The 20,592-nt window shown below is 35.2% G+C and carries 20 protein-coding genes; 7 read left to right on the top strand and 13 right to left on the bottom strand.

Annotation, left to right across the window (positions count from 1 at the left end; translation table 11 throughout):
* Positions 1–183: 183 nt before the first annotated feature.
* A complete protein-coding gene (locus IIF7_RS01455; protein ID WP_084839882.1) occupies positions 184–792 on the bottom strand; it encodes an RNA polymerase sigma factor in 609 nt (202 codons plus the stop codon).
* A gap of 271 nt (positions 793–1,063) precedes the next feature.
* Here IIF7_RS01455 and IIF7_RS01450 point away from each other — a divergent pair, with 271 nt between their 5' ends.
* The 3 genes from IIF7_RS01450 to IIF7_RS01440 are packed head-to-tail and all read left to right on the top strand — an operon-like array spanning position 1,064 to position 2,922.
* A complete protein-coding gene (locus IIF7_RS01450; RefSeq protein ID WP_084839881.1) occupies positions 1,064–1,909 on the top strand; it encodes an alpha/beta fold hydrolase in 846 nt (281 codons plus the stop codon).
* The gene (locus IIF7_RS01445) at positions 1,902–2,381 is read left to right on the top strand and encodes an RNA polymerase sigma factor (protein ID WP_084839880.1); all 480 of its coding nucleotides are present in this window, start codon (positions 1,902–1,904) and stop codon (positions 2,379–2,381) included. Before IIF7_RS01450 ends, IIF7_RS01445 begins: the two co-directional genes overlap by 8 nt.
* Positions 2,374–2,922, top strand: a complete 549-nt coding sequence (locus tag IIF7_RS01440) for a hypothetical protein (RefSeq protein ID WP_084839879.1) — start codon at positions 2,374–2,376, stop codon at positions 2,920–2,922. The genes IIF7_RS01445 and IIF7_RS01440 overlap by 8 nt, the downstream gene beginning before the upstream one ends.
* An 84-nt stretch (positions 2,923–3,006) precedes the next feature.
* Here IIF7_RS01440 and IIF7_RS01435 read toward each other — a convergent pair whose 3' ends face one another.
* The 3 genes from IIF7_RS01435 to IIF7_RS01425 all read right to left on the bottom strand — a co-directional run bounded on the left by IIF7_RS01435 (position 3,007) and on the right by IIF7_RS01425 (position 5,511).
* Positions 3,007–3,183: a histone H1 gene (locus IIF7_RS01435; RefSeq protein WP_084840059.1), complete on the bottom strand. Its 177-nt coding sequence runs from the start codon at positions 3,181–3,183 to the stop codon at positions 3,007–3,009.
* 128 nt (positions 3,184–3,311) lie between these two features.
* On the bottom strand, positions 3,312–4,535 hold the full coding sequence (locus IIF7_RS01430) for an OprO/OprP family phosphate-selective porin (RefSeq protein ID WP_084839878.1): 1,224 nt from the start codon (positions 4,533–4,535) through the stop codon (positions 3,312–3,314).
* Between the two features lie 133 nt (positions 4,536–4,668).
* Positions 4,669–5,511: a helix-turn-helix domain-containing protein gene (locus tag IIF7_RS01425; protein ID WP_084839877.1), complete on the bottom strand. Its 843-nt coding sequence runs from the start codon at positions 5,509–5,511 to the stop codon at positions 4,669–4,671.
* 197 nt (positions 5,512–5,708) lie between these two features.
* Here IIF7_RS01425 and hxlB point away from each other — a divergent pair, with 197 nt between their 5' ends.
* The 3 genes from hxlB to IIF7_RS01410 all read left to right on the top strand — a co-directional run bounded on the left by hxlB (position 5,709) and on the right by IIF7_RS01410 (position 7,475).
* Positions 5,709–6,293 (top strand): 6-phospho-3-hexuloisomerase, encoded by a 585-nt coding sequence (gene hxlB, locus IIF7_RS01420; RefSeq protein ID WP_084839876.1) that lies wholly within the window; start codon positions 5,709–5,711, stop codon positions 6,291–6,293.
* A 38-nt stretch (positions 6,294–6,331) separates the two neighbouring features.
* On the top strand, positions 6,332–6,958 hold the full coding sequence (gene hxlA, locus IIF7_RS01415) for a 3-hexulose-6-phosphate synthase (protein ID WP_084839875.1): 627 nt from the start codon (positions 6,332–6,334) through the stop codon (positions 6,956–6,958).
* A 157-nt stretch (positions 6,959–7,115) separates the two neighbouring features.
* On the top strand, positions 7,116–7,475 hold the full coding sequence (locus IIF7_RS01410; RefSeq protein ID WP_245801473.1) for a nuclear transport factor 2 family protein: 360 nt from the start codon (positions 7,116–7,118) through the stop codon (positions 7,473–7,475).
* Positions 7,476–7,506: 31 nt separating this feature from the next.
* On the opposite strand, the gene IIF7_RS01405 is transcribed toward IIF7_RS01410, so the two are convergent.
* Positions 7,507–8,418 (bottom strand): bestrophin family protein, encoded by a 912-nt coding sequence (locus tag IIF7_RS01405; protein WP_084839874.1) that lies wholly within the window; start codon positions 8,416–8,418, stop codon positions 7,507–7,509.
* A gap of 151 nt (positions 8,419–8,569) precedes the next feature.
* Here IIF7_RS01405 and IIF7_RS01400 point away from each other — a divergent pair, with 151 nt between their 5' ends.
* Positions 8,570–8,962 carry a response regulator gene (locus IIF7_RS01400; RefSeq protein ID WP_084839873.1) on the top strand — a complete coding sequence of 131 codons (393 nt, stop codon included), beginning with the start codon at positions 8,570–8,572 and terminating at the stop codon, positions 8,960–8,962.
* Positions 8,963–9,063: 101 nt separating this feature from the next.
* Here IIF7_RS01400 and IIF7_RS01395 read toward each other — a convergent pair whose 3' ends face one another.
* The 8 genes from IIF7_RS01395 to IIF7_RS01360 form a co-directional block, all read right to left on the bottom strand.
* Positions 9,064–10,104 (bottom strand): LLM class flavin-dependent oxidoreductase, encoded by a 1,041-nt coding sequence (locus tag IIF7_RS01395; protein ID WP_084839872.1) that lies wholly within the window; start codon positions 10,102–10,104, stop codon positions 9,064–9,066.
* 36 nt (positions 10,105–10,140) lie between these two features.
* Positions 10,141–10,410, bottom strand: coding sequence for an ArsR/SmtB family transcription factor (locus tag IIF7_RS01390; RefSeq protein ID WP_084839871.1), 270 nt, complete (start codon positions 10,408–10,410; stop codon positions 10,141–10,143).
* Positions 10,411–10,660: 250 nt separating this feature from the next.
* Positions 10,661–11,944, bottom strand: coding sequence for an alkaline phosphatase family protein (locus IIF7_RS01385; RefSeq protein WP_245801472.1), 1,284 nt, complete (start codon positions 11,942–11,944; stop codon positions 10,661–10,663).
* A 45-nt stretch (positions 11,945–11,989) separates the two neighbouring features.
* A complete protein-coding gene (locus IIF7_RS01380) occupies positions 11,990–13,396 on the bottom strand; it encodes a hypothetical protein (RefSeq protein ID WP_084839870.1) in 1,407 nt (468 codons plus the stop codon).
* A 10-nt stretch (positions 13,397–13,406) separates the two neighbouring features.
* Positions 13,407–16,574: a TonB-dependent receptor domain-containing protein gene (locus IIF7_RS01375; protein WP_084839869.1), complete on the bottom strand. Its 3,168-nt coding sequence runs from the start codon at positions 16,572–16,574 to the stop codon at positions 13,407–13,409.
* Between the two features lie 57 nt (positions 16,575–16,631).
* Positions 16,632–17,219, bottom strand: a complete 588-nt coding sequence (locus IIF7_RS01370; RefSeq protein WP_084839868.1) for an RNA polymerase sigma factor — start codon at positions 17,217–17,219, stop codon at positions 16,632–16,634.
* Positions 17,212–18,144, bottom strand: coding sequence for a FecR family protein (locus IIF7_RS01365; RefSeq protein WP_084839867.1), 933 nt, complete (start codon positions 18,142–18,144; stop codon positions 17,212–17,214). Before IIF7_RS01365 ends, IIF7_RS01370 begins: the two co-directional genes overlap by 8 nt.
* Before the next feature lie 216 nt (positions 18,145–18,360).
* Positions 18,361–20,583 carry a pectinesterase family protein gene (locus IIF7_RS01360; RefSeq protein WP_084839866.1) on the bottom strand — a complete coding sequence of 741 codons (2,223 nt, stop codon included), beginning with the start codon at positions 20,581–20,583 and terminating at the stop codon, positions 18,361–18,363.
* Positions 20,584–20,592 lie beyond the last annotated feature (9 nt).

Below are 20,592 nucleotides of genomic sequence, written 5' to 3'. Positions count from 1 at the left end.
CACCAGAAAATGGCTCATAAAATACAGACTGAAATTGTATAATTTCGGTCATCTTTTTTTGAAGTAATTAGATTGGTAAAATACCTTGGGGGTAAGCCCTTAAGGCATTCGTTGGAAATAAATTTTCAATTTCGAGGCAAACCACAGAGCATTATACCCTCTGGCGGCGCCAGTAAAATGAGCTTATAAGATAAATTCTAAGCAGGCTACCAATATAATTGCGGTTTTTCTTAGTTTTTTAAGAATCCGGTAAAGTTGTGTTCTAACCGATTCTACCGAGATGTTTAACTCTTCAGCAATTTCAGTGTAGCTCTTATTTTCTTTAAATTTCATCTCTAAAACTCGCGTCTGATAATCTGTAAGTGTGCTTAAAGCCGAGTTAAAATGAGAAAATTGCTGAGATTCAGATTCTAAATGAATAATCTTATTTTCTACAGGTTGTTCTGCCTCGATTTGGCGATGGATGATATCTGGGTTATTCTCTCCAATATGAATAATCCTTAGATGTTTTTTGTCTTTAAAAACTTTTCTTCGGAAACAACTAATTAAATAAGACTTTGTATTGTTAACTCCAGAAATCGATTCGCGATATTTAAAAATATCCAGAAATATATCGTGAATACAATCTTTTGTTCTGGCTTTATCCAGGTTTAGATAAAAACCATAGGCAATTAAATCGTCTACATACTTATCGTAAAAATAGCCTAAAGCTTCGGTTTCACCTGCCTTAAGAGAGTCCCAGGCATGTAAATCGTCCCTAATAACAAGCTTATTTGATTTTCTAAAAAACATCGGAATAAATTAAACCAGAAACAATTCTTTTAACGGCGCTAAACAAGCATATATTAATAACTTACAGTCAAATATATACTTTTATTAATAATTTAACAAAAATTAACCATTAAAATAGCGTATTAATAATTGTGTTTTTCACACTTTAAATCTTCAAATGAACCGCCGTCATTAGCCTGAAAGCATTTTCATTTTTTTTCGTTTTTATTGAATTTACCACGTAACATTATCAATTTTATGCATCTAAAGGCAAACTTTAAATCCAAGAATAATGAAAAATTTCAAAACAATATGTTGCCTTTTTGCATTTTTAGCCAGCGTTCAACTTACAGCACAAAATAGCTTTAAAGTAGATGTTTACGGTGAAGGCCAACCAATTTTATTACTTCCCGGCTTTAGTAGCACAGCAAATGTTTATGCCGAAATGATCCCAACACTTGCTAAAAATTACCAGATACACGCTTTTACCTTTGCCGGTTTTGGAGATGTAACGCCGATCCAAACCCAATGGCTGGAAACAATTAAAAAAGATCTTGAAGCTTATATCATAAAAAATGAACTTAAAAATCTTACAATCTTAGGTCATAGTATGGGTGGTACTTTGGGTTTGTGGCTCGCTTCAGAAGATAAAAATATTAATAAATTAATCTTGATAGATGCTTTACCTGCCATGGGGGCTTTGATGTTTCCAGATTACGATAGCGATGCTATACAATATGATTCGCCTTACAATAAGCAATTACTAAGTATGAGCGAAACAGATTTTGAAGCAATGGCCCACCAAATGGCTAAAAATATGAGTATAGATCCTGAGGGCCAGAAAAAGATCGCTGTAGATATGCTAAAAGCCGATCGTAAAACCTATGTTTATGGCTATACCGATCTCTTGAAATTAGATTTACGCCAAAAATTATCGAATATTGATATTCCGGTTTATATTCTTGCCGCCAATCTTCCCTACGGAAAAGAAGCTGCTGAGAAAAATTATAAAAACCAGTACAAAAACTTAAAAGACTATACGCTTAATTTTGCTGAAAATTCGATGCATTTTATAATGTACGATCAGCCGGAATGGTTAAACGATCAAATTAAAATCGCCTTAGATACCAATGAGTAAAAAGCTGAAATTTCAGAAAATTTATGATGAAAATTACCCAAAAGTGATTCGGCTTTGCTTAGGCTATCTTAGTGGTAACGAAGCTTTGGCCCAGGATATGGCGCAAGAGGTTTTTATTAAAGTATGGCAGTATTTAAAAGATTTTAGAGGAGATTCTAATATTTCGACCTGGATCTATCGAATTACGGTAAATACCTGTTTACAGGAACTGCGGAAGAAAAAGAATAAATCTTTAAAAATCGAAATTGCAAGCAACGAAGCTTCAGAAGTTTCTGAAATCGAAAATCAATTTGCCAGTATGTACCGCTGCATCGATAAACTTTCCGCAGAAAATAAATCGATCATCTTATTAGAACTGGAAGGCTTACCACAAAAGGAGATTGCTGAAGTTATTGGAATAAATCATTCAGCAGTAAGAACCAGAATTCATAGAATTAAAGATCAACTTTCAAAATGTGTAAAAAATGAATGATTTTCAACATATAAAAGACCAATGGCAACAACATAAAACGCCATCTCAACCTAAAAATATCGAAGTTATTATTGCAAAATCGAAAAATATAGCGCGTAAACAACAAATTTCTAAAGTTGTTTTGGGAATTACCGTACTTATCTTAATTGCGTTTTTTGTGTATGTTTCAGCATATAAAAATACTCGAGCATTTTGGGGATTAGGCCTTATGATTGGCTGCATTTGTATTAGAATCATGATGGAATATTTAAGCGGTTTTAAAAAAGCTGGTTTCCCGCTTCACCAAAGTATGAATCACTTTAACAAACAACTGATAAGTTACTACAAGTCTAGAAAGATTATCCATTACCTATGGACGCCGCTATTATTTGCTACTTATATTTTTGGGTTTGTTTTATTACTTCCCATTTTTAAGCAACAGCTTTCAGGCGGATTTTACACCTATATTTTAATTTCCTCTATACTTACTTTTATCGCTTTGGCAACTCTTATTGGTTTTCAGGTAAAAAAAGAACTTAAGATTATTAAAAGTTTGCAATAGATTATCTATAAAAAAGTTCGTAGAAACTTATAATCTTAGCAAACCAAGGAAAGAAAAAAGCCTCTCGGAAGAGAGGCTTTGGTTTTATTTTTTAGAAGCTGCGATAGATTCTTTACGGAATTCTTTCAAAAGCTTTTCTAAAGCTAATGAAGTTTTTCTTGCACGTGTTCCTGCTGCTTTGTTTCCAGATTCTAACTGCGCTTCAGCATCAGTTTTAAAAGCTTCAAATGTCTCATTGATATTTTCTACCAATTCTTTCATATTGTTTTTATTTAAAAGATTAATTAGACAGGCGAAAATAAAATAATATTCCACTTTAAAAGACATTTCAAGAAAAATTCCGGTCTCAAATGCCCAATTTTAGCATATTGGCGGGGTTTTCTTAAAATTTAAATCGAAATATCCCACTGAATTCTAAATCTAAACTCGTCTTTTATCCCCATATCTTCGGTTTCAAGATCAAATTCTGAAATTTCCATCGTTAATTTGTTTCGATGCCCTTTAAAGAACCAGTTAAAAGCAAGCGTTAATTCGTCTAAATTTGAATCAAGATTTGTGTTAGGCGTATAATTGGCGTATCGGGCTGCAATTTCTAAAGGTTTTGGCCACCACGAGATAGATTGATGTGCCAAATATCCTGCCTGAAAATAATAACCGTTCAATGTAGTTTCCTGGGCATTTACACGATCATCAATATTTTTTAAGTGCAGTTCAGATTGCCAACTAAAGCCTTTGTAAACAAATGCAGTTTCTAAATTGGCCTGGTTTATACGATACTGCCCTGGATTTAATTCTTCAAAAGTTTCTAAAAAACCTCCTCCAGAAGACGAAAATCGAGTATACTGACTCCGATTTGTAACTCCGGCTAACGCAATTATAGCTGCTGGTTTTTGGTGAATGCTTAGGTCGCTACTTTTAAAACCTAGATTTTCGCCAAGCATATTCCATTGCAAACGGCCAAAATACATTAGGTTTCTATCGTCGTTTTCACGAGCTCCGCGGCCACTTCCTGTAAATACACCAACCCAGTAATTAAAATCTAAAGCGCCTTTTGTTCTTAATCTTCCGTAAAGTTCTACTCCCTGCTGCCTGTCTACCGTAAAAGCACGATTTAAAATAGAGCGATCTACAGTTTGCTGTGCTCCACTACTAATTCTTCGTTCCCTGGAAAACTCGACCTTCCACTGCCCTACTTTTAAATTTAGCCATTCCCAACGCTCGATCATGATTCTAAAATCCAAAAGATTAGACTGGCCAAGTTCGTACTCCCAATAATATTTTAACCAGGGTTTAAACGCATGCCCACCAACTTTTAATCGAGATCTATTTACTTTAAATACGTTATTTTTATTATCGTTAAAATCGTCGAAACTAATGGGATCACGATCACTTGGTGTGGCAAATCTAAACTGCAATCTACTCTGGATTTGAAGAAGATAATTATCATCTCCAGATCTAAACTCAAATCCCTTTTCTCCGTATTTAAATCGCCAATCCTGAAAAGTAGTATTGCTACTTTCTTCACTAGATTGTGAAAAAGCACCATTAAGAGAAAGACAAAAAATAAAACTAAGTAGTAATAGCCTTAATGAATAAGGTGAACCACACTTCATAAGCAATTTTTAAAGTATGGGTTCAAAAATAAAGAATTCTAACTTCTTAACATTAAAATAGCATAAAAGAAACAATTAATTTACATTTCCTCAGCATTTTAATAATTTTATCTCTTTTTAAAGCACTGAGCTTTTAACTTATTAAAGTATTTTCATGCTGAATCACATGACGTTTTACACTTTCCTGAAATTCTTGTGGCGTCATGCCAGAATGTTGCTTAAAAAATCTACTGAAGTACGAGCGATCTTTAAATCTTAAATTGAAAGAGATCTCTTTAATCGTATTTTCACTATGAATAATTTGGCGTTTTGCTTCAAGAATTAATCGATCATGAATTAATTGCAGCCCGGTTTTATCTAATTTTCCCTTTAAAATCTGGTTTAATCTTTTGGCACTAATACCTAATTGTTCAGCATAAAAAGCAGTGTCGCGCTCTTCTAGATAATGGCTTTCTAACAAAAGCATAAATTCATAAATACGCTTTTCGTTGATGTCGTGTTGTGTAAAATGCTGTTCCTTTAACTGAATAAGCTGCAGTAGGAAAACCTTCAGCAATGCTTTTATCATTAAAAGGTTCATCTCATCTTTTTGATATTCTTCTGAAAGTAAATTATAGATCGAATTTAATCCTTTAGAACTTTGCTCGGTTACCTGCAAACAAGAAAATTCTCCCTGGATATTAAACATCCTGAAGACATCCAATAAAAACTCCTTAAGGTCGTCTTCTAACAATTCTCTTTTAAAAGAAAGTAAAACACCTTTTTTACCCGCTTTATTTAACTGGTGCACTCGATATGGCGGGATAAGATAAATCCAATCTCCGTGTAAAGTTTGGAAAGAATGCTGTGGTACGTGCAAAGCCTTTTCATCTTTAAGCCATACAATCTCAAAAAACTCCCTACGCCCAGGATCGTCCAGATAAGAAGGAGGACAATCTATTAAATCTCGAATATATAATACTTTATTACTTAGCATAATCTACATCATTTAGCCTCTTGAAAACAGCTGCTTTCCAAAAAGTACCACAAAACTAGCTAATTTCACATAACATTTATCACCTCTAGGCAAATTGTACCACACATCTACCAGATTTTATACAAATAAGAGGTCTTTCTTCTCCTAATTTTGCCTGCTCCAAAAACAAACGGAATTATTTAAAAGACGATTTTCGTATGAGTAATAGTAGTGAAAACAACCAAAATCTTAGCATACAATCTGCTTACGATATTATTCTAAACGAGCATATAAACCTTTATCATGCTTTAAACTTTAATAGTGTTGCACCGTTAGAAGCTCCTATAAAAGATGCCAAGCAAATCTTTCTTATTGGTGCTGGTAGAACCGGTTTTATGGTAAAAGCAGCTACTATGCGCTTAATGCATTTGGGATATAAAGTGCATGTTGTGGGAGAAACTACTACTCCCGCTATTGGTAAAAACGATTTGCTAATTGCTGTTTCTGGTTCTGGTACTACAAAATCGATTTTAAATGCCGCAGAAACGGCTTCCAAAAACGAAGCTGAAATTGCATGTTTTACCACAAACGATGCATCGCCATTAGCAAAACTTTCAAATTATACTGTTGTAATTCCTGCTGCAGGAAAACAGGAACATGCTAATAAAATTTCTCAACAATACGCAGGTAGCCTTTTTGAACAAGGATTCTTATTACTATTTGATGCACTTATCCAATATCTATGGAAGCAATCTGATAGTAGCGCCGAGCAATTGTGGGAAATGCACGCTAACATGGAATAAATTAATAATAGAAGAACATAAATTAAACATAGAGGATTATGACTAAATTACAAGTAGCAATCGATTTGCTTAAAACAGAAGACGCTATTGCCCTAGCTACCAAAGTAGCTCCTTATATTGATATTATCGAACTAGGAACTCCACTTATTAAAAGTGAAGGACTTAGCGCTATTACTGCAATGAAAGAAGCTTTTCCTGATAAAAAAGTTTTCGCAGATTTTAAAACTGCAGATGCAGGTGCTCTAGAAGCTGAAATGGCTTTTAAAGCAGGAGCAGATTACATTACCATTTTAGGATCTATAGACGATGCTACGATTATTGGTGCTGTAGAAGCTGCAAAAAAATATGACAGAGCTGTAGTTGTAGATACTATTGGTGTACAAGACCGTGTTAAACGTGCTCAGGAAGTTTCTAAACTAGGTGTAGAATTTGTAGAATTACACGCAGGTTTAGATGAGCAGGCAAAACCAGGATACTCTATCGATGTGTTAATCGAAGAAGCTTCTAAAGCTGGAGTTCCTGTTTCTATCGCTGGTGGCGTTAACATTAACAGTATCGCTAAAGTAAAAGCTTCTGGTGCTGTTGTAGCTGTAGCTGGGGGAGCAATCTACGGAGCTGAAGATCCTGCAGCTGCTGCAAAAGAATTAAAAGAAGCTTTAAGCTAATCTTTTAATATAGATTATTCAAAATTTAGATTTGTTGTTAGGCTGGTTTTTTAACCAGCCTTTTTTTGTTTTATTCTGAAGTGATCTCTCTATCCAAAATATTGGAAAAATCAATTTGTAACCTTCTTAGATAGCAACCGACTAAATTCTTCACACAATGGAATTGAAAATGATAAAGGAAAACAAAGAAATCTTATTAAAAGCAAATGAAGCCATTAGCAATGGCGATCACGAAGCTTTTTTAAACTATTGTACAGAAGATTCGAAATGGACATTTGTTGGTGATCAGGTACTTGAAGGAAAAGAAACAATTCGAAAATGGATGCAGGTAGAATATGCCGTACCACCAAAATTTAATGTAAAAAATCTTATTGCTGAAGGGGATTATGTTACCGCAATAGGAAAAATCACCCTAACTGATAAAGATGGCAAAGCATCACAATATTCTTATTGCGATATCTGGCGTTTCGAAAATAAGAAATTAGCCGAGTTACAGGCTTTTGTTATTCCAGATTAAATTTGAAATTCGGTAACTCCGCAGCGCTTTGCTATAGCACATATTCGTCGTTTACGCTTTTAACCTGTTCAGGGATATCTTTATCTCTAAGCATTTCTAGAAGGTTAATTTCAATAGTACGTGAAATTAGATTTAGAGGTACACCGGTTGGTAACATTTCAAAAGGATTCAGCAAAGAAACACCAATCTTGTGAATGGTTAAAAACACATAACCAATCAAAGTACCAAAAACTACAGACCATATTCCTATGGTTTCAGCAGTAACCAGCGTAGCACAAATAATAAAGATCCAAACGAAAATTCGGGTATAATAATTATATGTGGTTGGAAAAACGGTATTTGCGATACGTTCAGATTTCCCCATATGATCACAAAAGTTGATAAGCATTTGGTTTAATTGCATAAACTGAAAGCCGTCGATCTTGCCGTTCTTATACCAGGTATTTAGATCTCTGGTTTGCAAATTCAAAACAGCATTCGCTTTGTTCGATTCCTGTCGCAAATATTCGTAGTCGTCTTCACTTAGAAAATTAAGATAATCGACATCTTTAGATTTTCGTAATCCGCGATTTAAAGCATATACAAAACCAATATGCCTGCGTATTAACACTTCAATAAAGCTCCTGTCTTCAGTATTAAATTCGGTTTTATCAATTTTCAGAAATAATAATTGTCGCGCCCAGGTTCTACTGTCATTTACTAATCCTCCCCAGATCTTTCTGGCTTCCCACCATCTATCGTAAGCCTGATTATTATTAAAACCAATAAAAAATGCCAGCGCAGTACCTAAAATGGTAGGCAACAATGCAGGAATAGGGATATTGATGATATTAAAATATTCAGATAGCGCAAAAGTAATACTACAGGTAAAAAAATCGATAAGAAAATAAGTCCAGGATCCCTCGATCACACTCGAAATACTGACTTTATTTGAAATTAGCATCTAAAAAATTTTATTCTAAAATAACGAATATTAGATACTATTCTAATTAATATTGAAATACTTTTACCGGCGTGCTAGTGCTTCGTATTTTTGAACATAATTCCTTAAAATTATATCTTTTTAGGTATATTTAGTAAGTAATGAATTAGCTATGAAATCCCAGAAACCCATACGAATATTAGCTGTAGATGACAATCTGGTGAATTTGTTTTTAATACGTACCATCATTTCTAAATTATGCCCAAAAGCTGAGATTATTACTGCGGAAGACGGTGAAGAAGGCATAGAAATATTTCGAAAATCGGCCAATTTCGATCTTGTTTTAATGGATATTCAGCTACCGGGAATTAACGGGTACGAAGCCAGCAAAATGATTAAGAAAATTGCCCAAAATCGACCTATTCCTATCGTGGCTTTAAGCGCCAATAAAATGGAAGATATGCTTAGCAAAGGAAAACTTGCAGGAATAGACGATTTTTTAAGCAAGCCTATTTTATTTGAACCTACTCAAAAGATCCTAAAAAAATATATTTTCAATAAATAATGATTTTATAAGATTTGAGGCATTATTTTTTCAGTATAAAACAAAAAACTGACTAGCTTTTATAAAAAAACCAGTCAGTTTTAAACAATTTCGGGGTAAATTTATACCGTTTTTTCCTTTTCTAGCGCTGTATTTTCTTTATTGATTTCCTGTATAACTTCAGCAAAAGCAGCTACAGATTTTTTGCGATCTTCAGCATCATAAATCGCTGAAACCGCAATTAACTCATCTACATCAGTCTCATCCAAAAACTCTTTTGCCTGTGCTTTTACGCTTTCCTTACTTCCTACAAAAGAATATTTAAGCATTTGCTGCACCTGCGGGTGATGCAACACGCCTTGCAATTCTGAAGTCATTGCCGTTGGTGGTTTTAAACCATCTCGTTCTCCGGTTAAAATTCCTAAGAACATACGAATTAAAGTAGTGAATAATTCATCTGCTTTTTCATCGGTTTCTGCTATAATTACGTTTACACCAGCAAGATTATAAGGTTTATCTAAAACTTCTGAAGGCGTAAATTCTTCTCTATAAATTCGTAATGCATTATGCAAATGATTGGTCGCAAAATGGCTGGCAAATGCATACGGCAAACCTTTTTTTGCCGCTAAATGCGCACTGTCTGTACTAGATCCTAAAATATAAATAGGAACATTGGTACCTTCAGCAATAGCTGCTCGCACATCTGAGGTCTTATTTTCAGCAGAAAAATATCGCTCTATTTTTTCAATTTCCGAAGGAAATGATTGCGCTGCCTGCATAAAATCAGATCGTATGGCTCTTGCGGTTTTGGGATCTGTTCCTGGTGCTCTTCCTAAACCAAGATCTACACGACCGGGATACAAATGTGCTAAAGTTCCAAACTGCTCGGCAATCACCAAAGGCGAATGATTTGGAAGCATTATCCCACCAGAACCAACTTTAATTTTCTTGGTATTATCTGCGATATATCCCATTAAAAGTGAAGTAGCACTACTGCCAATATGCTCCATATTATGATGCTCTGCAAACCAAAACCTATGATACCCTTTATCTTCAGCTAACCGGGCCAAATCTAACGAGTTATTTAAAGTTTGTTTATACGTGCTCCCTTTAGAGACATGTGCCAGTTCGAGAATCGAATATTTTATATCTTTCTTATTCATATATTTAAATACTTCAATATATAATTCATTAAAAAACTAAAGCTTTTTTAGTGTAGTTAAATAAGTATCCAATAGCTGCTCGTTAATAGAATACGAGTAAAATCGGCCTTCTTTGTGTGGTAAAATAATATCTGCATCTACCAGTTTTTTAATATGATGACTAATCGAAGGCTGCGCAAGATCGATAGAGTTTACAATAGCCGAGCAATCTAAGTTACCTTTATTGGCCCGTATCGCCTTTAAGATAAGAAGCCTGTTGTGGTCACTTAAGGCTTTTGCTATTTTTTCTACCTGTTTTAATTCCAAAATCTATATCGCTATTAATCGACTACACTAATTTACTTTATGCTATATAGTGAGTAGGAAAACAATCTTAACCTTACAGGAAAACATATATTTTTTATTATGATTTGATTTTTTAAGCACTAAAAAAAGCCTCTAAATTCTTACAAAATCGGCTTTATAAAAAACAAGAAAGGGCTGCAAAACAGCCCTTTCTAATCAAAAACAAATCAAACTTTACTCGAGTACCGAGGGTTTTCTATAGGCTAACAATTTATTCGGCTAAAATTCCGGGATACATAATTCCGCTTGCTTGTGGCATATCAAGATCTAGAAGTTTAGCGATAATTACCGCTACATCTTCTAATTGCATATGCTGAATTTTTTGATTTTCAGCTAAGCCGGCACCTGAAGCCACAAAACCAGTGTAGATATTATAGAAATCTGGAAAATAACCGTGTTTTCCTCCTTTTTTCTTCTGAAGTAATTCGCCTTCTTTCTCATTGCTGAAGGAAAATCCTTCTTTTGCTGAAATTGCCAATTTCACTCTGGGATCACTTTGCATTTTTTGAATTTCCTCTAAACTTACCAATCTGAACATTTCCTGTTGCGCCAATGGTAAATTAGCTAATCCAGATTTTACAGTTTCCACGATCTTGTTTTCATTTTTTCCCGTGATATGAAGAAATGCTGAACCCCCAGCAGAAAAGAAAAATGCTTCATTTTCTAATCCCATATCTTTTAACCAAAGATTAGGACTAATACTGGTGTGCGTACTTACAAAACCATGATCACCAGTTACAATAATCACCGTATTTTCTAACATTTTTTCACGCTTTAAAGCGTTGTAAATTTGCCCTACAACTAAATCTGCTCCCGCAATCGCTCTGGAAACTTCCTGGCTTTCTCTTCCGTTAGCATGTTCGGCTCCATCCAGATTTGGTAAATGCAGACTTAAAAAATTAGGTTTATACTTCTCTAAAATATACGTTGCTATTCTTCCCAGGTTTTGATCCATCCTTAAAGAAGTAAGATTATACTCGTTTTTAGATAAATCTCCGGTTGCATTTTTTACTACTTCTTCAAAAAGTCCTTTTGGATTCGCATGCTCTGAAGTTGCTTCTCTTCGATCTAAAGGATCTGTAAAAGACCAAAATTCAGGAATATTATAATCTATAAACGGGCTGTCTACGGATACCGGCCAGGAAACCGAAGCTGTTTTTAAGTCTTTCTCTTTGGCTGCCTGCCATAAAGTGCGCGATTTAATTTCAGCAAAATCGTAAACCCAGCCACCGGGACTGCCATCGTCTTTAATAATGGTATTGTAATAAATACCGTGTTTTTCTGGCAAAACACCAGTTATTAAAGTGGTATGCGAAGGATAAGTAACCGACGGAAAAATAGTTCTTACCTCATCTGCAGAGACTCCGTTTTCTGCCAACATTTTTAAGTTTGGTGTTGGCCAATGGCTGTCTCTATAAAAATCTGGTCTAAAACCATCGATGCTCACCAAAATAACATGCTCTACTTTTTGTGCAAATCCAAAAAATGGAAGCATGCACAAACAACTACTAATTAAAATTCTTTTCAGCATCATATATATTTAAAAGAAAGGAACTACTTCTTGTAGCGTTCTATTCTGAATAATTAAACGGTTAAGGTCTTCGATAATCGTAATGCTTCCATCGTCAGCAACATTAAAATCGTCCATAGTTTCTGCTGGTAAAAATGATGGAATTTGAGTAATAATATATTCCTCGGGCACATTTGGATTATTTAACTGCTCGATTTCAGAAACCGGGAATTTAATCCCAAGATCAGATAATCGTCTTCCTTCACTAATAAAGATTTCCTGGCGTAAACGATAGGTTAGATACAAAAGATCTTCTAAGGTATTTGCGCTGTTAATATCAGCCGGAGTTACGTTTGTTCCAGATACGGTGTAGGCTGGGATAGCACCTTGCTGGCGATTTAACACATAGCCATCCTGATATTCTCCCTCTTCAGTAAATCGTACTGGCACTTCTTGTAAAGGATAATCTACACGATCTCCACCGTTACGGGTTTCACCACTATCATCGATCATCGCTACCAGTCTATTTTCTACAACCTGTAATAATTGCAATAGATTAGATTGTGCAGCAGCAAGATTCCCATTTCCTAAATTAGCTTCGGCAAGAATTAAATAAGCTTCTTCTACTTTAGCTATAGCTACCGGCTTTTGATCTGTTGCCGGCGTACCAACCGAATAATATTTAGGGTCTAAAAAGTCTAATCTTGGCAAAGGAGCCAAACGGTTTGGTAAAGCATCGAAAGTTGCATTTTGCATTTCGTTGGATACGCCGTTTTGCCCATCAAATTCTACACTATAAAGAACGTCCTGCCCAATAAGCTGGCTGGCCAATTGCACTGCATTTTCACGATCACCTAAATAATAATATGCTCTTGCCTGCAATAAAGTGTACACTCTGTTCATCTGGGCTGAAGTGTTTAAAGCCATGGCACTATCAAAAGCAGTAATAGCATTTTCTAGCAATTGTTCCCAGGATTCTACTTCTCCATAATTATTTTGTGGCAAACCAATAAATAATTCTCCTCCTAAAAGGTTGGCATAACCTAAACAGAAATACAGGTAAGCTTCCTGCTCTGAAGTTGCTGCCATATCTGCTGGTAATACCACATCTAAGCCATAAATAGCCATTGCTCTTAACTCCTGAATATCTGCCTGAAGATTATTTACATCTGTATCAAAATAATCGATCTGTAAACGATCGAAAATCTTGGTATACTGCGTATAATTATTATAATAATTATCTGAAGTAATTACAGTATTAATATTTACTGTGTTGGTAGTTACCGCTAATTGTCTTCGCAATCCTACTACCCAACTGCGCATTGCATTTGGGTTTTCCAGATATACTTCTTCTGTTACATTTGGATTTTCTACACAACCTATAAGTAGTAGCATTACTACCGTTGCCAGAACACTATTTCGTATATAAGAATACATGATCGTATGTTTATAAGTTAATTCTAATTGAACCTAAAAATTGTCTTGGAGCCGAGTAGGTAGCATAAGAAATACCACCGGTACTTGCTCCTCCCTGGCCTTGAGCCGCTCCACTAATAGTTGCTTCTGGATCGAATGAAGAAGACGTAAAGTTTAATGGATTTACAGCAGTTAAACCAAACATGATCGATTTATACATTGCCTCATTTTTTGGCTGAAGTGTATAACTAAGACCAATAGTTCTAATCTTTAAGAAATCTGTTTTCTCTACAAATCTATTTGTAAAAGAAAGCCAGTTACTTCTACCATTTGCTTCAATTTCTCCTGCCGGAATATAATCTTCAGAAGCTGCATAATTATATCTAAACTGTGCATCCCAGTTATGAGCATAAGCACCTGCCTGGTAAGAAGCATTAGCAAACAAACTGAAGTTTTTATAAGAATAATTAAGACTTAAGTTTCCAAAAATATCTGGAATGGTAGTTCCTAAATATGATTGAGGAACAGAGGTTTCTAAAACACCATTTTCATCAAAAGTTCCGTAGTTTCCTCGAATAAAACCTACCGGATATCCTTCCTGAACCACGGTTTGCAAAGTACGTGCACTAAAACCATTAATATTGAAAGCAGGTGCACCGCCAGAATCTAAAACTTCATTATGCAATGTGTTAAATGAAGCGCTAATACTTAGATTCATATCCTTAGTTTCTATAGGAACAAAGTTTGCGCTGATTTCTAAACCGTAATTTTCAATCTCTCCAATATTATATAGCTGACTAATGCTGTATCCTGTAGAAGGAGCAGATGGCACATAAAATAATCCATCTCTTGTAAGCGCTCTATAATACCCTGCTGAAAAATTAATACGGCTATTCGCTAAAGAAAGATCTATACCACCTTCAAAAGTTGTTGTTTTTTCTGGTCTTAGATTTTCGTTACCCGGTTGCCCAAAATAGGCAGATTGTTCACCTAAAAATCCGTCGAATCTAATAGTTCTTTCGTTGGTGTATGCTGGTGGTAAATTACCCGCTACCCCATAACTTCCACGAAGTCTAACCGAATTAAATAATTCAGAATTAAACCAGGATTCAGAAGAAAGCATATAAGAAACACCTGCTTTTGGATAAAACTGAGTCCCGATATTTTCTCCAAACGCCGGGTTACGGTCGCCACGTATACCAAGATCTATGAATAATTTATCTTTAAAACCTATGTTTTCCTGAAGATAAACACCATAGTTTAGCACTTCGCTTAAATACTCGTCGCTATCTTTAACCGCTGCATCACTTATGGTTTGTGCACCATCGCGAATGTTGGAACCGCTATACAAAATCTGGTGATCACTGGTTCTAAAGAACTGCCCACCAAAAGTGGTAATTAAAGAGAAGTTTCCTATATCCCAATTATGCTGCCCGGTAAGTTCTAATGTTAAACCAAGATAATTACGTTGTACATTCTGGATACTACCTTCATCCATAACTTCCTGCCCGCGAGTTGCAGTAAGATATTCGTTTGTAGAAACTACATTTTGATCTTGTGCACGATAATCCAGACCACCGGTAAACCTAAAATTAAGATTGTCTAATGGCTTATATTTTAAGATTTGTGAAGTTGTAAAACGGTTAACAACAATTTGATTATCCTGTAAGCGCTCAGCGTTATCGATATAAGATTTTATATCCTGAAATTCCTGATCTGTAAGTTCGTCTAAACGATTATTAAAACCAGGACCGGTAAAAGAAGAAGCTCCATCTTCAGCAAACCAAAGCCCGGTATAACCTCCCTGGTTTCCGTTTCTGTTTCTTTTATATTCGTTATGCACATAAATAAAAGAACTTTCGTAATTAAGCTTGTCGTTAAGTTTAGCTCTAAAACCAGTACTAAAATCGGCCTTTAAATTCTCGTTTTGATCGTGGATCTGTACTCCAGAGCTATTTCTAAAACTACCCGAAAAAGTATAACCAAAACCTTCTTCTCCTTTTCCGTTTAAGTTAAGCCTATATTTTTGGTAAAAACCATTTCTAAATAAAAGATCATCGGTACGATCAAAATACAGGTAATCGTTGGTAGGAGTTTCTACTCCGCTTTCTGCTTCAAGTGTAAGACTGGTTCCTAATTTCCCTCCTTTTTTAGTGAAAATCTGGATAACACCATTTGCGGCATCAGAACCGTATAAAGTTGTTGCTGCACCACCATTAATGTATTCGATCTTTTCAATATTATCCATAGGAATATCTGCCAAGGCACTAATCGCAGATCCTTGTGAAGTTCCTCCCAATTGCATTTGGGTGTTTAGATTATCCATTCTTACCCCATCTAAGTAAATAATTGGTGTAGAACTTAAAAAGGCCGAGTTTACCCCTCTTGCACGAATAATAGATGTTGCACCTGCCTGCCCGCCAGTTAAATTTATCTGAGCGTTTGGAAGTTCAGCAGATAATTTCTGGTCTATACGTTGTGCAGAGATTTTATTTAATTCGTCTTCGTTTATTGTCACTACAGAGGTAGATAACCTCTTTTTACGAACATCTGCTCCCTGCCCGGTAATTACTACTTCGTTTAAACTTTCTGTAGAGGCTTCAAGAATTATCTGAAGATCATTTACAGCTTCAGTAACAGGAATATACCTGGTTTTATAGCCAACAAAAGTTACTTTAAGCTCTACCGGCAAGTCGCTGGTATTTAAAGATATACTAAAGTTACCATCAAAGTCTGTAGCCGTTCCTCTATTTTCTGAAGTTAACATAAGCGTTGCTCCAGGGATTGGTAAAGACTGCTCGTCTAAAACTTTTCCCTGAATACGTACCTGTTGTAAACTTTTGGTTTCAGATTTCGATTTTTCTTTTACTAAAATTCCGTTTTCTGTAACCTTAAATTTTAACGCAACCAGTTGTTCCAGTTTGTCCAGCACATCTTGTAAAGGTGCCTTGCTAATATTTAAAGAAACCTTAGATTTATAGATTTCCTGATCTGGTAGATAGATAAATTTTTTCTCTATTTGAGATTCGATCTCTAAAAAAACCTGTGTTAAAGGACTATTCTTAATATCTAGCCCAATTAATCTGTCTTTAAATTTGATTTTGGATGATTCAGGACTTGATTTTTCCCTGAAAGAATTTGCGTAAAAGCTTGTACTTAAACCAAACGCAAAAAGTATAAAAAATAATTTTTTTACCATTTTGTTAGTTTTTGTGAGCAACGTAAATAGCTACGGACTCCTCTTTTGTTCCTAGTTTTAGGTGTTCGGAAATTTTTGTTGTTTGCTTAGGTATCTAATGGCAATAGCAATATGTGTCTCGACAGTTCTTGGAGAAATCTCCATAATTTCAGCAATCTCATGGTACTTAAACCCTTCTACCCTACTCATTACAAAAATCCTTCTCGATTTTTTTGGCAGAAGATTTAAAACCCGGTTAAGAAACTGTTTAACACCCTCTTTTTGTTCCTCGATAATCGTTTCTTCCTCGATACTGGGTGCATGCAAAAGTCCAATATCAGTTTTATGATCGTCCAGGTACTGAAGGTTGAGTTGAGTTTGACTCTTTTTGAGAAGTTTATTTCTAACTGTTACATATAAATATGGTTTTGGGTTTGTGATATCTTTTAGCAGATTTCTTTTATTCCATAATTGGATAAAAACATCTGAAATTTTTTCTTCTACTAGTGCGGCATCATTCTCGTAGAGATTGCCAAATTTGCACAAGGCTGAATAGTATTTATTAAAAAGAATATTCAGGGCTTTATACTCGCCATTGCTCATTCTTATAAAAAGTTGCCTATCTGTAGACTTGGTAACTCCTAAAGATTTTAGTGGCTTAATCATTTTGCTTGGATTTAATTAGGAATATTTTATCCTGAAGTTCCTCTATCTCTACGTCTGCGATAAACTCTAAAGAATGGATAAAGTCGTTTAAATTCTCGTCCTTAAATATGCCTGTGATGTGTTGATCTAATAAACCACTATTCTTAATTACAAAACTTACCCCATAAAACTGGTTAATATCTTTAAGGGCATTTCTGAATAAAATATTATCAAGTAAAAGCGTATTGGTTGTCCAGGCTAACTCAACTTTAGGATTAAAACTTTCTTTATGAACCTGATTATTAGCCGTATCCCAAATTAAACGCTCGCCAGGTGACAGTGTAATTTTATCATTATTGTTATTCTGAATAAACTCTACCGCACCTTCTTTTAATGCAACTTCCTTTTTAGCGTATGCATTATTAACTGAAAACTGCGTTCCCAGCACTTTCACTTTAAAGTCGGTACTATTAACAATAAAAGGATGGGCCGCATCTTTGGATATTTCAAAATAAGCTTCACCTGTAAGTTTTACTTCTCTATAATCTGTAAACTCTTCTGGAAAGGAAAGGCTACTCCCGGCATTTAAAATCACCTTGCTGCTATCTGACAAAAAAAGTGTTTTTCTTTGCCCATTTTCAGCAATTATATGATTCCATTTTGGCGTTACACTAAACCAGGAAAAGCAAAAGAATAATACGATCCCAACAACAGCCGTAGCACTTGCAAGCATTACATTTTTATGAGAAAGTGTTTTCTCCTGAAAACTTATGGGAATACTTTTTTCAGTATCGTATTGCTCCCAAACAGATTTATAATTATCGAAGATTTCTCGTAAAGTTTCGTCTAAGGATAATTCGATCTCAAAAACCGATCGATCTTCTAAAGACATCTCGCCGGCGAGGTATCGAATGCACTTTAGTTCTTTTTTATTTATTTTTTTCATTCATCAGGTCCTTTACTATAAGGAGTCCCGAAAGTTGAATTTTCCCGTAAAAACGAAAATCAACAAATTGTAAAATGAAATTTTTTTATGGTAACAAAAAATTAACGAGATCGTTTACGTACCCATTTTTCAAGGGCTAAAACCAAAATTGTATAAAAAAAGGGAGTAATTTTTAATTACTCCCTGGTTGGAAATTGAAGGTTTTAGAAAATATTTCTAATTCTGCTTATTCTTATTTATCAAGCTTAAGTAATATTCCTGTTGTTCTTCAGATAAAGATTTTGCCCAATTTACTCGGTCGCCTGAGGCTCCAGGCCCGGTAGAATTGTATTCAGCATAAAAAGTGGTTTCTTCGGCTTCTGGTTTTCCCCAGTTATGCCAGCCTTCTGTTTTAATATGATCTTCAAGATGGCAATTAATAAGTACGGTTTGCGCGTAATTTCGCCACGGTCTTCCCAGGTACACTGAATTTGCTTCAACTCCTTCCGCAGTAAAATCACATTCAATAAATACAATACCGTATTTCGCACCTTCTTCGGTAGAAGCTGCCGTGACATAGCCATCTCGTTTACTTTTAATCTCACATTGATAAAAAACAGCCGAGGACCATCCAAAAATAAAATCTACCGTTCCCTCGATATAGCAGTTTTCATAAAATTGCTGACTGTTTTTACCATGTAGATAAAGTGTATCCTGATTCCCCAGAAAATTACACTTTTTAAAATGAGCGTTATTTCCATCTACTCTAACAGCAACGGCTTGCCCAACCTGCCCGGCACTATTTTCGAACGTGATATTTTCTGCATAAAAATCGTCTCCAAAAATAAAAAAAGACGTAGATCCTGTTGTTCCCAAACCTTCCCCAAAGCGATTGAGTTTGCTCGCATAATCGTCGTAAGTTATGATCGTACTGTCTTTACTTTCGCCTATAAACTGAATATTGGTTTTAGAAGCGGGTAAAACCAATTTTTCTTTATAAATCCCATTTTTTATAAACACTCGCGTTTCATTTTTTCTGAAATCAGGCAAATTATTGATGAGCGCTGTAAGTGTTTTAAAATCGCCACTACCATCATTAGCGACAACAAAATCATATTGAGCCGATTTTGTTAATTCCTGAATATAAATTTCGACATTAGTATACTGCTCACTTAATTGGTGCTGCGTTGCATCGTTTTTATTAGGATCTAAATTGTTTGTCCTTTCCCAATCATCTGGCATTCCATCGCTATCGCTATCTTTTTTACTTTTTCCATTTTTTAAAATTGGCCATCCGCCAACATCTTCCTGGGAATCTATAATTCCGTTTTTAAAAGTTGTTTTACCAGATCTTACTTCTGTAATTATTCGTTCATCCACCTCATCTCTGTAAAGACTGGCACCAGCTTGTTTCAGAACATTATTGTAAGCAGCATAAGCTTCTTCAGTATTAATATTATTCAAAATATCGAACATTTCTGAAGCCTTGGTTTTAGCAGGATCGTCACATTGTACACCACCTTTCCAGTTATCCCTGCTTACGGTTTGCAAGCCCTCAACATAATTTCCTTCAACAAAAAATTGACCATAAGGCTTGCTTGGATTCAAAATTCGGTCTTTTACATCATCTTTTGTGGCAGGTCCCGGTTTAAAGTAATTATTTACCAAATTATACCTGCCTTTTTCGCCACCGTAAATACTATTAAATCCCCAGTTAAAAATGACATTATTTCTGAAATCGACCAGTTCATCCTCTTTATTTGGAACCGAAGATGATCCTCCAAAACGTGGATTTCTACTACTATTGCTGGCAATTAAATTATGATGAAAACTGGCATTTTGCCCACCCCAGATTCCGCCATAACCATGTGCACCTTTATGATGTACCGATCTATTTAATGCTTCTGAAATTATACACCACTGCATGGTAAAATTTCTATTCCAGTAAAATGAAGAATTTTCGTCTGTTGCCCAACTTATTGAACAATGATCTATCATAATATCTGAATTACCACGACCTCCTAAAGCATCGTCTTCTACACCATTAATATCGCCCATCCTAAATCGTATATACTGAATGATTACATTATCGGCTTTTATCTTAATTGGGTAACCTTTAAGTGTAATTCCGCCTTCCGGCGCAGTTTGCCCAGCAATCGTAAGATCACCTCGATTTATATCTAAAGTTGATTCTAAATTAATCGTTCCTGAAACCTCAAAAACGATAATTCTGGGTTCTTTTTTTTGAATTCCTTTTCTAAGACTTCCCTCTCCACTATCATTTAGGTTGGTAACCTTGTAAACAATTCCATTTCTTCCTCCTTTGGTGTATCTACCAAATCCCTCTGCCCCAGGAAACGCTAAATTTTGTCCAAAAACAGAGTTTCCACTAAAGAGAAACAACAGAAAAAGATTCAGTATAAAAAAAGGCTGGTATTTTATCGATTTTCGGTATTTCATGGTTGTTTT

The organism is Zunongwangia atlantica 22II14-10F7 (assembly GCF_002094855.1).
In the GTDB taxonomy this organism is placed as follows: Bacteria; Bacteroidota; Bacteroidia; order Flavobacteriales; family Flavobacteriaceae; genus Zunongwangia; species Zunongwangia atlantica.
The sequence above is the reverse complement of the archived record's forward strand: the minus strand, read 5'-3'. Positions and strand labels throughout refer to the sequence as shown.